The organism is Longispora urticae, assembly GCF_053902585.1.
This window is the reverse complement of the sequence record NZ_JAQZSH010000027.1, coordinates 195,723-209,280: the sequence shown is the minus strand read 5'-3', so window position 1 is coordinate 209,280 and position 13,558 is coordinate 195,723. Positions and strand designations below refer to the sequence as shown.

Below are 13,558 nucleotides of genomic sequence, written 5' to 3'. Positions count from 1 at the left end.
GAATGTCCTTCTAGCCGCGCACCAGCTCCGCGCGGCCGTCGACCAGGTGCAGTTCCGCGTCGCACGCGGCCGCCGCCTCCGGGTCGTGGGTGGCGAACACGACCGCCGCGCCCCGCCGGGCCTCGGCCTGGAGCAGCTCGATCACCCGCTGCCGGTTCTGCGCGTCCAGCTCGCTGGTGATCTCGTCCGCCAGCACGATCGTGCCGTGCATGGCCAGGCCACGGGCGATGGACGCCCGCTGCTGCTGGCCGCCGGACATCTCCTCGACCAGCTGCTCGGCCTGGCCGGTGAGGCCCAGCTTCTCCAGGCTGTCGGCCGTGCGCTGCGCGGCGTCGGGCGGGGTGACCCCGCCCGCGAGCAGCGCGACCTGCACGTTCTCGTTGGCGGTCAGGATGGCGGCCAGCCCGTTGTCCTGCGGCATCAGCACCACGCCCTCGGACACCGCGTGGTCGCGGTCCCGCAGCGCCGCGCCGTCCACGGTGACGCTGCCCGCCGCCGGCTTCAGCAGCCCCGCCATCGCCCACAGCAGGGTGGTCTTGCCCGCGCCCGACGTGCCGGTCACCGCGAGGAGCTGACCGGGCGCCGCGACGACGGAGACATCGGTCAGCACGGCGTGGTCGTCGTACCTGACGGTCAGTCCGTCGACTACAAGGGTCTTCACTGGTCCTCCTGGGGCGGGGTCATCGCGTTCAGTCGTACCGTTCCGTCCGGTTGCAACTCAACCCGCATCAAGGTTCCAGGTGCATAAACCTCGAGTACCTCTGGGGGCAAATGGAGCGAACCGTCGCGCCCGATCACGGCGAAGTCCTCGCCGCGCAGGCCCTCGGCGCCGACCCGGCCGTCGCGGATCGTGACCGTGCGGCCCATCTGCGCGCCGACCTCGGGGTCGTGGGTGACCACCACGACGGTGGTACCGGCCCGGTTGACCGCGTCGAGGGCCCGGAGCATCTCGTCCCGGGACCGGGCGTCGAGCTGGCTGGTCGGCTCGTCGGCGAGCAGCAGGCCCGCGCCGTTGGCGATCCCGACGGCCAGGGCGAGGCGCTGGCGCTCCCCCGGGGTCATCTCCGACGGCCGGAGCCGGGCGCGCCGGCCGCTCATCCCGACGAGGCTGAGCAGCTCCTTCGGCTTGGGCAGGCCGCTCCGGTCCCGGCGGGCCGCGCCGCCCTGGGCGAAGTGGATGTTCTGCTCCGCCGTCAGGTACGGCAGCAGGTTGCGGCCCGCGCCCTGCAGGATCACGCCGATGTCGGCGGCCCGCATCCGCTGGAGTTCGACCTCGGTGGCCTTGGCCAGGTCGTGCGGGCCGACCTCCAGCCGGCCGGCCGCCGGGGAGATCAGGCCCGCGAGCAGGGACAACAGGGTCGACTTGCCGGCACCCGACGGGCCGACGAGGGCCACGGACTCGCCCGGGGCGATGTCGAGGTCCACGCCGGACAGGGCGACGACGTCGTAGCCCTCCAGGCGGTAGATGTACACCAGGCCGCGGCAGGTGACCGCCGCGCCGGCGACCCGGCGCACCAGGGGCACGCCCGAGGTGGTGTAGCCGGTGACGTCGCGGCGGGTCAGGGGGCGGTCCAGGTCCGTCAGGGCCGGGGCCGGGGCGGCCGGGGCGTGGTCCCGGAGCCACGTGGGCTCGGGCGCGGCCGGGCGGGCCTCGGGGGCCGCCGGGGCCTGGTCGCGGAGCCAGGTGGGCTCCTCGGCCTGCGGCAGGGCCTCGGGGCGGCGGACCGGGTTCCACAGGTCCGGCTCGGGCTCGCGGGCCGGGGCCGTCCACTGCTCGACGGGCGGCGCGGCGGGCCAGGGCTCGCGGGGCGCGGGCTCGGCGGCGGGCGCGGCGGGCGCCGGCGTCGGCGGCCAGGGCTCCCGGGCCGGGGCGGCGGTCTCCTGCGGCCAGGGCTCCCGGGTGGGGGCGGCGGGCTCGGCGGCCGGCCACGGCTCCCGGGCGGGCGCGGCCGGCGCCGGGGCCCACTGCTCGGTCACCTGCTCCGCCTCCGGTTCCGGATCGGCCAACCAACCCCGGAACTCATGGGCCCCACCGTTCTGGTCGTGTCGGGGCTCGGTCATCGCTCACCCTCCCGCAGTCGGTGCGGGGACGCGCCCGCGAACATCCGGAGCACCACCGCGACGGCCAACCCGAGGCCGCACACCACGGCCACGAGCGCCACCGGCAGCCAGCCCGCGCCGAACGCGTCGGCCATCCGGCCCAGCCCGGCGGGGTCGCGCACCGAGACGAGTTGCAGGCCGGGCAGCATCAGGGCCGCCCCGCCGATCCCGGTCACCGCGCCGACGAGCAGCGGGATCCCGAGCAGCGCGCGGTACTCGCGCAGCACCCCCCGGCGCAGCGTGCGCGCGGGCACCCCGGCGAGCCGGAGCGCGGCGAGTTCGTTGAGCCGGCTGGTCGCGCCGACGTACGCGGTCAGCAGTACCGCGCCGACCGCGAGGAGGACGGCGGCGGCGCCCGCGAGCAGGTACAGCCGCAGGGACAGCGCCGGGGCCAGCCGTTCGAGCCGGGTCACCGTGCCGCCGATCGACTCGGTGCCGACCACCCGGGCGCCGGCCGCCGTGAGCTTGGCGCCCAGGTCGGCGGGGGCCTTCGGGGAGGCCCAGACCTCGTACCGCAGGGTGTCGGTGTCCGCGAGGCTCGTGGTCCGCTCGGCGGAACGCACCGCGTAGTCGAGGTCGAACAGCAGCCCCCGGTCGCCGGCGCGGGGCAGCCGGTCGCCCCGGGCCGCGACGCCGAACTGCTGGGGCTTCTCGGTGAGCGCCGGGAACGAGAACGCGTCGCCCTTGGGCACGGCCCCGACGGCCACGGCCGGGATCACGTCGGGGGCGGACACGTGCTCGGCGATCACGTCGCCGGCGTCGCCGCTGCGGACGCTGAGGCCCAGGGCGGGGCCGGCGCGGACGGTCAGCTCGGCCTGCGGGGCGCGGGCGGCGAGCCTGCGCCACCGGCCCTCGGCGTCGAAGCCGGCCTCGACCGGCCCGTCGGCGCCGCGGACGGCGTTGACGGCGAGGTCGACCGTGAACACGTCGGTACTGCCCGGGGTGCGCGACACGCCCAGGCCGAGCAGCCGGCAGCCGGTGGCGCAGCCGGGCAGCGGGGCGCCGTAGGTGTGCGGGCCGGAGCTGAGCACGCCGAGGCTCACGGTGCGGGGCGGTTCCCCGGCGGCGCTGACGACGGCGACGAGCCGCAGCGGCTTGTCCTTCTCCGTCTTCAGCCCGTAGATGACGGCGTCGACGTCGATCCGGTCCTTGACCACGACCGGGGCGACCGCGCCGGGGCGCAGCCTGCCGGCGAGCGCCTTCAGGTCCCGGCCGGCCCAGTCGGCGACGGCGGGGAGTTTGGCGGACTCGACGGCGAGGAGTTCCACGGAGCCGTCGCCGTAGTGGGCCTGGCCCCGGACGACGGCCATCGACTGGCCCGACGGGTCGGCCTGGGCGACGGCGGCGACGAGCGCGTCGGGGTGGGCGACGTCGACGGTGTAGACCCGGTCGGCGCCGACGGTCTGCCGGGCCCGTTCGGCCCGGGCCCCGGCGGCCACGTCCCAGGAGGTGGCGGCGAAGGTGAGCAGCGCGACGGCGACGGTGAGGACGACGACGATCCGGTGTCCGGCGGGGCGGCGGGCGAGCTGCGCGGCGGACAGCAGGGCGGCGAGCCGGCCCCGGCGGCCGGCGCGGCGGAGCGAGCCCCGGGCGTAGCCGGTGAGCAGCCGGGCGACCGCCATGCCCGCGACCAGCGCCAACAGGGGCGCGGCGACCAGGGCGAGCGCGGAGGACCGGTCCCGGAAGGCCTGGAACAGGGCGACCGCCGCCAACGTCGCCGCCGCCACCTCCAGCATCGTCGCCCGCCACTTCGCCCGGTTGGGTACCCGGCGGAGCAGGGCCAGTACCGGCCGGCCCAGGGTGCGCCAGCCGGCCCCGAGCGCGGCGAGCACGGCGCCCGCGACGGCGGCCAGGGCGGTGAGCAGCACGGCGCCGGACAACTCGACGGAGGTGCCCGGGGCGAGGACCAGGGACGCGGCGGCCCGGACGAGCAGCATGCCGGCGACGAGCCCGAGCGGGGCGGCCAGCACGATCAGGACCAGCGTCTCGGCGAGCCCGAACCGGCCGGCGCGGGCCAGCGGGTAGCCGCGCAGCTTGGCCAGGGCCAGCTCGGGTGAGCGTTCCTCGGTCACGGCCGCGACCAGCAGGAACAGCACGAACAGGCTGAGCAGGACGAGCGGGATGGCGACGACGGGTACGTTGCGCGCGACGGCCTCCTGCTCCACCACGATGTCGTCGAGGACGCCGGGCAGCGCGGAGGTGACCTGCAGTCCGCCGGCGGAGGGCAGGGCGCGGCCGAGGAGTTTGAGGTCCTCGCGGGCGCCGGCCACGTTGTCGAGGTTCAGGGCGGTGGCCCTCAGCGGGTACTCGACCCGGACCCGCGCGTCGGTGCCGAGCCCTCGCACGTCGTCCTCGACGGAGGTGAACAGGGTGTCGGTCCGGGTGCTCGCGCCGTCGGGGCCGGGGACGCCGGCGGTGAAGTAGGCGGTGCGGCCCCAGTAGCTCTCGGAGGCGTTCGTCGGCGTGTAGGTACCCGTGATGGTCAGGGTCCTGGCCTTGCCGGGCTTGCCGCGCAGGGTGACCTGCTGGCCGACCGCCAGGCCGTTGTCCTTGGCGGACCGGTCGCTGACCAGCACCTGGCCCTCGGTGGCCGGGCAGGCCCCGGTGACGACGAGGTGCTCGCAGACCCCGTCGCGGTACGCGAGCCGCGCGGCCAGCGCGTCGGACGGGTCACCGAACAGCGACTCGGCCTCCACGGACGCGACGGGCACGCCGAACGCGGCCTTCAGGGTCGGGTACCGCAGCAGCGCGTTGCCGATCGCGAGCTTGGTGCCCGCCGTCGGGGCGGCCGCCGCGTCCGCCGGGGTGGCCGCGGAGACCAGCAGGCCGGTGGCCGTCGGGGGCGCGTTGGTCAGGCCGTCGAGGAGGACGGACTGCTGGGCGGCCCGCGCGTACGCCGGGGCCAGCACCGCGGCGGTCACGGCCACCGTGGCCAACAGCAGCACGGCGAGAGAGCGGCCCCAGCGGTACCTGATCCCACGCAGCGTGACGGTCCAAGCCGTCAACGTAGCCTCCCCTGATTCCGCGCCCGAGCCACATCGCAGGGGACCGCGCAGGGAGCTTAGCTACTGGTGACTCACGAAGGCCACAGGCATCGGCCGGGGCCATAAATCTCACCTCAGCAGGCGCCGAGGACCTGAGTGAGCTGGACTAACGCAGTCCAGCGAGAAGCGCGTCCGCGGCTGTGAACGGATCGAGACCTCCCGTGGCCACCTTTGCCGCCAGATCGGGCAATGCGGCCTCACCGCGCAGGTTGCCCAGCTTTGCCCGCAGAGTGGATAGTGCGAGGGCCTCGATCTCGGCCGATGCCCGGGCCGTACGACGCCGGTCGAGTTCACCGTGCGTGATCAGCCACTCGCGGTGGTTGTCAATCGCGGCGAGTACCAGATCGATGCCCTCGCTCTTCGAGGCCACCGTCTTGACCAGCTCCGGCCGCCAGGCCCCCGGACCGGGCGCGCTCAGGGCGACCATGCCCCGGATGTCCCGCGCGGTGCTGTCCGCGCCGTCCCGGTCGGCCTTGTTGACCACGAAGATGTCGGCGATCTCCAGGATGCCGGCCTTGACGGCCTGGATCCCGTCGCCCATCCCCGGGGCGAGCAGCACGAGCGTGGTGTCCGCGAGGGAGGCGATCTCCACCTCGGCCTGGCCGACGCCGACCGTCTCGATGATGATCACGTCGCAGCCGGCGCCCTCGAGCACCCGGACGGCCTGCGGGGTGGTCGCCGACAGCCCGCCGAGGTGGCCCCGGCTGGACATCGAGCGGATGTACACCCCGGGGTCGGTGGCGTGGTCCTGCATCCGGACCCGGTCGCCGAGGATCGCGCCGCCGGAGAACGGGCTCGACGGGTCCACGGCGAGCACCCCGACCCGCTTGCCGGCCAGGCGGTAGGCCGTGACCAGCGCGGACGTGGTGGTGGACTTGCCGACCCCGGGCGAGCCGGTCATGCCGATCACCGGCGCGCGGCCGGTGTTCGGGGCGAGTTCGGCGGCGATCTCCCGGGACAGCGGGCTGGCGTTCTCCACCAGGGTGATCAGCCGGGCCACGGCGCGCGGGTCGCCCTCGCGGGCCAGGCCGACCAGGGTCGGGACGTCGGCGTCGCGGAGACGGGTCCGGGCGGGGGCCTCATCCTGCGTCATGCCACGACTTCCTCACCCAGTGTCCGCTGTAAACCTTTTCGTACGATCTCGGTCTGCTCCGGGGCGAACGCGATCCGGAACGTCCGGGGCACGTCCAACTCGGCGGCGTTCCCGGGGGCCAGATCGAACTCGACCTGGCCCTCGGTCACGGTCACCGCGCGGACGCCGCCGTACGTCGTCCCCTCCTGCACGCCCCAGACCAGGCAGTACGGCTCATCGGGCACCATCGGCTCGTCCTCGCGCATGACGATCAGTGCCCCACCGGTGCCGTTCGCGTCGGCCCCCAGCCAGAACTCGTAACCGTCGTAGCCGTCAGCGGCCTCGGTGGCCGGTTGGCCACCGAGGAGCTGGGCGAAGAACGCCAGTGGTACCCCTCCGCGCATCAGCTACGCGGCACGCGGAGAAGCAACGCGTCACCCTGGCCGCCACCACCGCAGAGCGCGGCCGCGCCGACCCCGCCACCCCGGCGCTTGAGCTCCAGCGCGAGGGTCAGCGCCAGCCGGGCGCCGGACATGCCGATCGGGTGGCCGAGCGCGATCGCCCCGCCGTTGACGTTGACGATCTCGTCGCTGACGCCCAGGTCGCGCATCGACTGGATGCCCACGGCCGCGAACGCCTCGTTGATCTCGATCAGGTCCAGGTCCGCGACCGTCAGGCCCTCCTTGTCGAGGGCGTGCTTGATCGCGTTGGACGGCTGGGAGTGCAGCGAGTTGTCCGGACCCGCGACGTTGCCGTGCGCGCCGATCTCCGCGATCCACTCCAGGCCGAGCTCCTCGGCCTTGGCCTTGCTCATCACGATCACGGCGGCGGCGCCGTCGGAGATCGGGGACGAGGTGCCGGCCGTGATCGTGCCGGCCTTGTCGAACGCCGGGCGCAGCTTCGCCAGGGTCTCGACCGTGGTGTCCGGACGGATGCCCTCGTCCTCGGACAGCACGACCGGGTCTCCCTTGCGCTGCGGGACGCTGACCGGCGCGATCTCGTCGGCGAACACGCCGTTGCTCTGCGCCTTGGCCGCCCGCTGGTGGCTGCGGGCCGCGAACGCGTCCTGCTCCTCGCGGGAGATGTTGAGCTTGCCGACGAACCGCTCGGTCGACTCGCCCATCGGGATGTTGTCGTACGCGTCGGTCAGGCCGTCGAGGGCCATGTGGTCCTTGATCACCACGTCGCCGTACTTGTAGCCGGCGCGCTGGCCGACGAGCAGGTGCGGCGCGTTGGTCATCGACTCCATGCCGCCGGCGACGACGATGTCGACCTCACCGGCACGGATCAGCTGGTCGGCCAGCGCGATCGCGTCGAGCCCGGAGAGGCAGACCTTGTTGATGGTCAGCGCGGGGACGTTGAGCGGGATGCCCGCCCCGATGGCCGCCTGGCGGGCGGGGATCTGCCCCGCGCCGGCCTGCAGCACCTGACCCATGATCACGTACTGGACCTGCTCCGGCGCGACCCCGGCCCGCTCGAGAGCGGCCTTGATCGCGACGGATCCCAGCTGAGTGGCCGAGAAGTCCTTGAGGTTGCCGAGCAGCCGCCCCATCGGGGTACGCGCGCCGTTGACGATCACCGAGCCCATGTCGCCTCCACGATTGAAGTTCGTCCAGACTAGGGGCATGACCACATCCGCAGCCCCGGGGGCAGCACCCCGTTCCGACGGTATCGGCCTGCTCCGCATCGACCACGTCGGGGTGGCCGTAGCCGACCTCGACGTCGCCATCGCGTTCTATGAGAACACCTTCGGCATGCGGTGTGTCCACACCGAGACCAACGAGGAACAGGGGGTACGCGAGGCGATGCTCGCCGTCGGGCCCACCGCCGAGGGCGGCTGCGTCCAGCTACTCGCCCCGCTGTCCCCCGAGTCCACGATCGCGAAGTTCCTCGACCGGTCCGGCCCGGGCGTCCAGCAGGTCGCGTACACGGTGGCCGACATCGACATCGCCTGCGCCCAGCTGCGCGAACGCGGCGTCCGGCTCCTCTACGACGCCCCCCGCCGGGGCACCTCGGACTCCCGGATCAACTTCGTGCACCCCAAGGACGCCGGGGGCGTACTGGTCGAACTCGTCGAGCCCGCGGCCGGGCACTGAGGCCGGGATTTTCTTACCGGAAGGGCTTCCTTAACGATCGTTCATGTGACAACGTATGACCGGAGTGCGGTATCTCACAGAGTGCTGCGCGCACCCTGCTACCCATGAGTAACATGCGGGCAGAGACGCCGGTCACAGGAGGCACCCATGGACGACATCCGCACCGCCATCAACGCAGGCGACCGCGAGGCACTGGCCGCGATCAAGATCCCCGCGAGCTATCGGGGGGTCGTCGTCCGCCGCGAGGACGAGGGGATGTTCGAGGGGGTCGCGCACCGCGACAAGGACCCCCGGCAGTCGATGCGGGTCCAGGAGGTGCCGACCCCCGAGGTCGGCCCCGGCGAGGCGCTGATCGGCGTCATGGCCAGCGCGGTGAACTACAACACCGTCTGGACCTCGATCTTCGAGCCGGTGTCGACGTTCCGGTTCCTGGAGAAGTACGGGAAGCTGTCGGAGCTGACCAAGCGGCACGACCTGCCGTACCACGTGATCGGCTCCGACGCGGCCGGCGTCGTGCTCGCCGTCGGCGCGGGCGTCACCAAGTGGAAGGTCGGCGACGAGGTCGTCGCGCACTGCCTGAACGTGGAACTCGAGGAGCACCAGGGCCACGACGACACGATGCTCGACCCGCAGCAGCGGATCTGGGGCTTCGAGACCAACTTCGGCGGGCTCGCCGAACTGGCCCTCGTCAAGGCCAACCAGCTCATGCCGAAGCCCGACCACCTGACCTGGGAGGAGGCGGCGAGCCCCGGGCTGGTCAACTCCACCGCGTACCGGCAGCTGGTCTCCAAGAACGGCGCCGACATGAAGCAGGGCGACGTCGTCCTGATCTGGGGTGCGTCCGGCGGCCTCGGCTCCTACGCCACCCAGATGGCACTCAACGGTGGCGCGATCCCGATCTGCGTGGTCTCCAGCGAGGAGAAGGCCGAGATCTGCCGGAAGATGGGCGCCGAGCTGATCATCGACCGCCGGGACTACCAGTTCTGGAAGGACGAGAACACCCAGGACGAGCGCGAGTGGCGGCGGTTCGGGGCGAAGATCCGCGAGCTCACCGGCGGCGAGGACCCCGACATCGTCTTCGAGCACCCGGGCCGCGAGACGTTCGGCGCGTCCGTCTACGTCGCCAAGCGCGGCGGCACCATCGTCACGTGCGCGTCGACGTCGGGATATTGGCACACCTACGACAACCGGTACCTGTGGATGAGTCTCAAGCGGATCGTCGGCAGCCACTTCGCGAACTACCGCGAGGCGTGGGAGGCCAACCGGCTGGTGGCGCTGGGCCGTATCCACCCGACCCTGTCCAGCGTTTACCCCCTCGAGCAGGCAGGTCAGGCCGCCTTCGAAGTGCACCGCAATCTGCACCAGGGCAAGGTCGGCGTGCTGTGTCTCGCCACTGAGGAAGGAACAGGCGTACGGAACCCGGAGCTGCGGGCCAAGCACCTGGCCGAAATCAACCGGTTCCGAGGACAGTAGTTTTTGACAGAGCGTGTTCTCGAGCCTACGGTTAGAAACCGTTCGTATACGTATTTATCGGTCTACGTAAAGGGCTTCCACCCTTGGCGAGACCCCTGCCGGTCTGCGAGTATGTGCCAATGCCCCAGCAGCCCTCCATGACATTCTTCGAGCAAGCGAACAGTCAACCCGATTTCACGGTCGTTCTGCGTGGTTATGACCGCGCGCAGGTCGACGACTTCGTCCAGCGGCTCAACGCCGCCCTGGCCCAGTCCGAAGGTGCCCGTTCCGAGGCCGAGCAGCGGATGACCGACGCCCAGCGTCGCCTCCGCCAGTCCGAACAGCGGATGGGCTCGCTGGAACAGAAGGTCACCGAGCAGACGAAGGCCATCGAGGAGAACTCACGGCCCACGCTCTCGGGGCTCGGCACCCGGGTGGAGCAGATTCTCCGCCTCGCCGAGGAGCAGGCCAACGAGCACCGCGCCGAGGCGAAGCGGGAGGCGGAGGGCATCCTCTCCACCGCCCGGCTGGAGGCTCGCGAGATCACCGACAAGTCCCGCGCCGAGGCGGCCGCCATGAAGGCGACCACCGAGCGCGAGGCGAGCGGCCTGAAGACGGCCGCCGAGCGCGAGGCCGCCGAGCTGCGGGTGCAGGCGCGTCGCGAGGCCGACACCCTGCGGGCGGACGCCGACCGCGAGACCAAGCAGCTGCGTACCTCCGCCGCCCACGAGGTGGCCGAGCTGCGCGCGACGGTCGAGCGTGAGGTCGCCACCCTGCGGGCCACGGCCGAGCGGGAGATCACCCAGCTCCGCGCCAAGGCGGCCCGCGAAGCCGAGGAGAAGCGCGCCGAGGCCACCAAGCTGTACGCCGAGGCCAAGGAGAAGCGGGACAAGGACCTCCAGTCCCTGGCCCTCGAACTCGCGGAACGTCGCGAGACCTCCGAGCGCGAGGAGTCCGAGCGGCACAACTCCGCCGTCGCCTCCACCGCCAAACTCGTCACCGAGGCGGAGCAGCGTGCCCGCACCGCCGACGAGCGGGCCAAGGAGACCGAGCAGCGGGCCGAGTCGCGGCGGATCGAGGCCGACCGCAACGCGAACGACACGATCGAGAAGGCCAAGGCGCTCGCCGAGAAGACCACGAGCGACGCCCGGACCGAGGCCGCGCGTGTCACGGCCGACGCCCGCAGCGAGGCCGAGCTGACCACGACCGCGGCTCGCCGCGAGGTGGAGGAGCTCACCCGCCAGCGGGACTCCGTCACCGCGCAGCTCAGCCAGCTCCGCGAGATGCTGGGCGGGCTCGCCAACATCGGCGGCGGCGCGCTCGGGGCCGTGCTCGGCGCCACCCCGGAGAAGTCCGAGGAGAAGGCCGAAGTCAAGAAGGACGACAAGTAACAGCACTTCCACCAGCGGTGCCCGGCGTGTCACGCGCCGGGCACCGCTGTTTTTCGCGGGCTTGTGCTCCTCACACCGGCCTCACATACCTTCTGGCTAGTATTAGGTGCATGGGTCAGCAGGGTGATGTGTTCACATTGGGCAATTCCTCCACCGAGACAACCTTCGAAACCACGCTGCGGGGGTACGACCGCAAACAGGTCGACCGCTACGTGACGCAGATCGAGGGCTTCGTCGCCGGGCTCGCAGCCGAGCGGGAAGAGGCCTTCGCCCAGGCCCAGTCCTACGCTGCCCAGCTCGCACAGCTCCAGGCCGAGGTCGCCGAGCTGCGCAACCGGACAGTGGTGGGCGACAAGGCGCAGTACAAGCACCTGGGCCCCCGGGTGGAGCAGATCCTCGCCCTCGCCGAGGAGGAGGCCCGCCTGATCACCAGCCGGGCCACCCAGGCGATCACCGAGCACCGCACCGCCGCCGAACGCACGCTCGCCGAGGCCCGCAGCCAGGCCGAGCAGACCGTCGGGCAGGCCCGCGCGCAGGCCGAGCAGGCGACCAAGGACTTCCAGACGGCCCTCAACGCCCGCCGGGTGAGCGCCGAGGCCGAGGAGACCGCCCGCCGGACCGCGCTGGAGAAGCAGGTCAACGAGGCCACCGCCAACGCCCAGCGCACCCTCGCCGAGGCCCGCGCCGAGGCCGAGCGCCTGGTGACGACCGCCCGGAGCCAGGCCGACCAGCTGACCGCCGAGACCCAGCGGTCCGTCGAGACGCTGAAGACGGAGAGCCAGGTCCAGGCAGAGCAGATGCTCACCCAGGCCCGGACCCAGGCCGAGCAGACCCACGCGGAGACCCAGCAGCTGCGGGCCACCACCAAGCAGCAGATCACCGAGCTGCACCAGCAGCTCCAGCGCGAGGTCGCCGAGCGGCGCGCCACCGCGCAGCGCGAGATCGAGGAACTGCGGTCCGAGGCCCAGCGCAAGGCCGCCGAGGACCGGGCCGAGGGCGAGAAGGCTCTGGCCAAGGCCCAGTCGGACGCCGACACGCTGCGCTCCGTCGCCCAGCGCGAGACGACGGCCCTGCGCGCCGAGGTGAAGTCGGAGACCGAGCGCACCGTCGGCGAGGCCCACACCAAGGCCGAGGCCCTGCAGAAGTCCGCCCAGGCCGCCGCCGAGCAGGCCCGGTCCGAGGCCCAGCGGATCGTCGCCGAGGCCAAGACCCACGCGGAGCAGGCCCTGACCGCCGCCCGGGCCACCGCCGACGAGCACACCACCAAGGCCGTCAGCGCGGCCCAGCAGACCGCCGCCGCCACCCTGTCCGCCGCGCACGCGGAGGCGCAGTCGATCGTCGGCGACGCCCACCGCAAGATCGCGGAGCTGGCGGACAAGCGGCAGGAGATCCGGGAGGACCTGGCCCAGCTCCGGGAGACCTTCGCCCGGCTCACGGGGAAGTCGGCCGCGCTGTTCGCGACCGTGGACGGCGACGATGACCTGGTGAAGCGGCCGGCGGCTGTGCCGGCCGCCAGTTCGGTTCAGGCTCCTGGGGGCGGTCAGGCCTCCGTTTCTGAGGGTGGCTCGGAGGGCGGGGCTGCCGGTTCTGGGGCTGCCGCGTCCGGGGCTGCGGCTTCCGGTGGTGCCGGTTCCGGTGCTGCGACTTCTGATGCTGCGACTTCTGGTGCTGCCGCTTCAGGTGCCGCGACTTCTGGTGCTGCCGCATCCGGTGCTGCGACTTCTGGTGCTACCGCTTCAGGTGCCGCGACTTCTGGTGGTTCGGCTTCCGGTGCTGCCGGTTCCGCGGCCGCTGGATCGGCGTCGGGTGGTTCCGCGTCGGGTGGCGGCTCTGGTTCCGCCGGTGAGTCTGCGGCGGCTGGTGCGGGTGCCGGCGGGTCGACCGCCGCGAAGGGTTCCGGCGACGCCGAGCGGGGCAAGGCGGTCGGGAGCGCGAAGGTCCAGAGTCCGGGCGGGACGGCTGAGGCCGACCGGAAGGACGCCACCGGTGGGGACGCCGCGAAGGACGCTGGTGCGCCGAAGGCCGGAGACGCCAAGGACGGGGCTTCCGCGTCCGTAACCGCAGCGTCCAGGACCGCCGGGGCCGCCACCTCCGGGACCTCAGGGTCCGGGACCTCAGGGTCCGGGGCCGCAGCGTCCGGGGCGGACAAGGGTGGGGCCGCGAAGCCGGCAGACGCGGCGGTGAAGCCCGGTGCCGAGTCCGGGCAGGCCGCGGGCGCGAAGGAGGCCGGGGCGGAGTCCGACAAGCCGGAGGCGCCCAAGGCGACTGTCGGTCCGGCGAAGACCGAGCCCGGGACGCACCCGAAGTCACCGGCCTCGGCGAAGTAGCCCGACACACCACTGACGACGCCGCCCCAGCTCCGAGCGAACGGAGCTGGGGCGGCTTCTCGTTCCGAGGTGGGGC

The 13,558-nt window shown here is 72.8% G+C and carries 10 protein-coding genes; 4 read left to right on the top strand and 6 right to left on the bottom strand.

Features of this window, described 5'->3' with window-relative positions; genetic code table 11:
* Positions 1 to 10: 10 nt before the first annotated feature.
* From PT931_RS17240 to PT931_RS17215, 6 genes are all read right to left on the bottom strand, one after another.
* The gene (locus PT931_RS17240) at positions 11 to 661 is read right to left on the bottom strand and encodes an ABC transporter ATP-binding protein (protein WP_456246747.1); all 651 of its coding nucleotides are present in this window, start codon (positions 659 to 661) and stop codon (positions 11 to 13) included.
* Entirely contained in the window at positions 658 to 2,061 is a 1,404-nt protein-coding gene (locus PT931_RS17235) for an ABC transporter ATP-binding protein (protein WP_456246746.1), read from the bottom strand. The genes PT931_RS17240 and PT931_RS17235 overlap by 4 nt, the downstream gene beginning before the upstream one ends.
* Complete coding sequence (locus PT931_RS17230; RefSeq protein ID WP_456246745.1) at positions 2,058 to 5,105, bottom strand: hypothetical protein; 3,048 nt, start codon at positions 5,103 to 5,105, stop codon at positions 2,058 to 2,060. The genes PT931_RS17235 and PT931_RS17230 overlap by 4 nt, the downstream gene beginning before the upstream one ends.
* A gap of 145 nt (positions 5,106 to 5,250) precedes the next feature.
* Positions 5,251 to 6,237 carry a methylmalonyl Co-A mutase-associated GTPase MeaB gene (meaB, locus tag PT931_RS17225; RefSeq protein WP_456246744.1) on the bottom strand — a complete coding sequence of 329 codons (987 nt, stop codon included), beginning with the start codon at positions 6,235 to 6,237 and terminating at the stop codon, positions 5,251 to 5,253.
* The gene (locus PT931_RS17220; RefSeq protein ID WP_456246743.1) at positions 6,234 to 6,620 is read right to left on the bottom strand and encodes a hypothetical protein; all 387 of its coding nucleotides are present in this window, start codon (positions 6,618 to 6,620) and stop codon (positions 6,234 to 6,236) included. The genes meaB and PT931_RS17220 overlap by 4 nt, the downstream gene beginning before the upstream one ends.
* Entirely contained in the window at positions 6,620 to 7,804 is a 1,185-nt protein-coding gene (locus PT931_RS17215; protein ID WP_456246866.1) for an acetyl-CoA C-acetyltransferase, read from the bottom strand. Before PT931_RS17215 ends, PT931_RS17220 begins: the two co-directional genes overlap by 1 nt.
* A gap of 37 nt (positions 7,805 to 7,841) precedes the next feature.
* Between PT931_RS17215 and mce the strand changes: the two genes are divergently transcribed.
* From mce to PT931_RS17195, 4 genes are all read left to right on the top strand, one after another.
* Entirely contained in the window at positions 7,842 to 8,312 is a 471-nt protein-coding gene (gene mce, locus PT931_RS17210) for a methylmalonyl-CoA epimerase (protein WP_456246742.1), read from the top strand.
* Between the two features lie 147 nt (positions 8,313 to 8,459).
* Complete coding sequence (ccrA, locus tag PT931_RS17205; protein WP_456246741.1) at positions 8,460 to 9,785, top strand: crotonyl-CoA carboxylase/reductase; 1,326 nt, start codon at positions 8,460 to 8,462, stop codon at positions 9,783 to 9,785.
* Positions 9,786 to 9,904: 119 nt separating this feature from the next.
* Positions 9,905 to 11,155: a DivIVA domain-containing protein gene (locus PT931_RS17200; protein WP_456246740.1), complete on the top strand. Its 1,251-nt coding sequence runs from the start codon at positions 9,905 to 9,907 to the stop codon at positions 11,153 to 11,155.
* 110 nt (positions 11,156 to 11,265) lie between these two features.
* Positions 11,266 to 13,482, top strand: coding sequence for a hypothetical protein (locus PT931_RS17195; RefSeq protein WP_456246739.1), 2,217 nt, complete (start codon positions 11,266 to 11,268; stop codon positions 13,480 to 13,482).
* The last annotated feature ends 76 nt before the right edge of the window (positions 13,483 to 13,558 follow it).

Excerpts from the sequence above, each read along its gene's own strand:
- PT931_RS17235 (WP_456246746.1), bottom strand. The coding sequence starts at position 2,061 with ATGACCGAGCCCCGACACGACCAGAACGGTGGGGCCCATGAGTTCCGG.
- meaB (WP_456246744.1), bottom strand. The coding sequence starts at position 6,237 with ATGACGCAGGATGAGGCCCCCGCCCGGACCCGTCTCCGCGACGCCGAC.
- PT931_RS17220 (WP_456246743.1), bottom strand. The coding sequence starts at position 6,620 with ATGCGCGGAGGGGTACCACTGGCGTTCTTCGCCCAGCTCCTCGGTGGC.
- PT931_RS17215 (WP_456246866.1), bottom strand. The coding sequence starts at position 7,804 with ATGGGCTCGGTGATCGTCAACGGCGCGCGTACCCCGATGGGGCGGCTG.
- mce (WP_456246742.1), top strand. The coding sequence starts at position 7,842 with ATGACCACATCCGCAGCCCCGGGGGCAGCACCCCGTTCCGACGGTATC.
- ccrA (WP_456246741.1), top strand. The coding sequence starts at position 8,460 with ATGGACGACATCCGCACCGCCATCAACGCAGGCGACCGCGAGGCACTG.
- PT931_RS17200 (WP_456246740.1), top strand. The coding sequence starts at position 9,905 with ATGCCCCAGCAGCCCTCCATGACATTCTTCGAGCAAGCGAACAGTCAA.
- PT931_RS17195 (WP_456246739.1), top strand. The coding sequence starts at position 11,266 with ATGGGTCAGCAGGGTGATGTGTTCACATTGGGCAATTCCTCCACCGAG.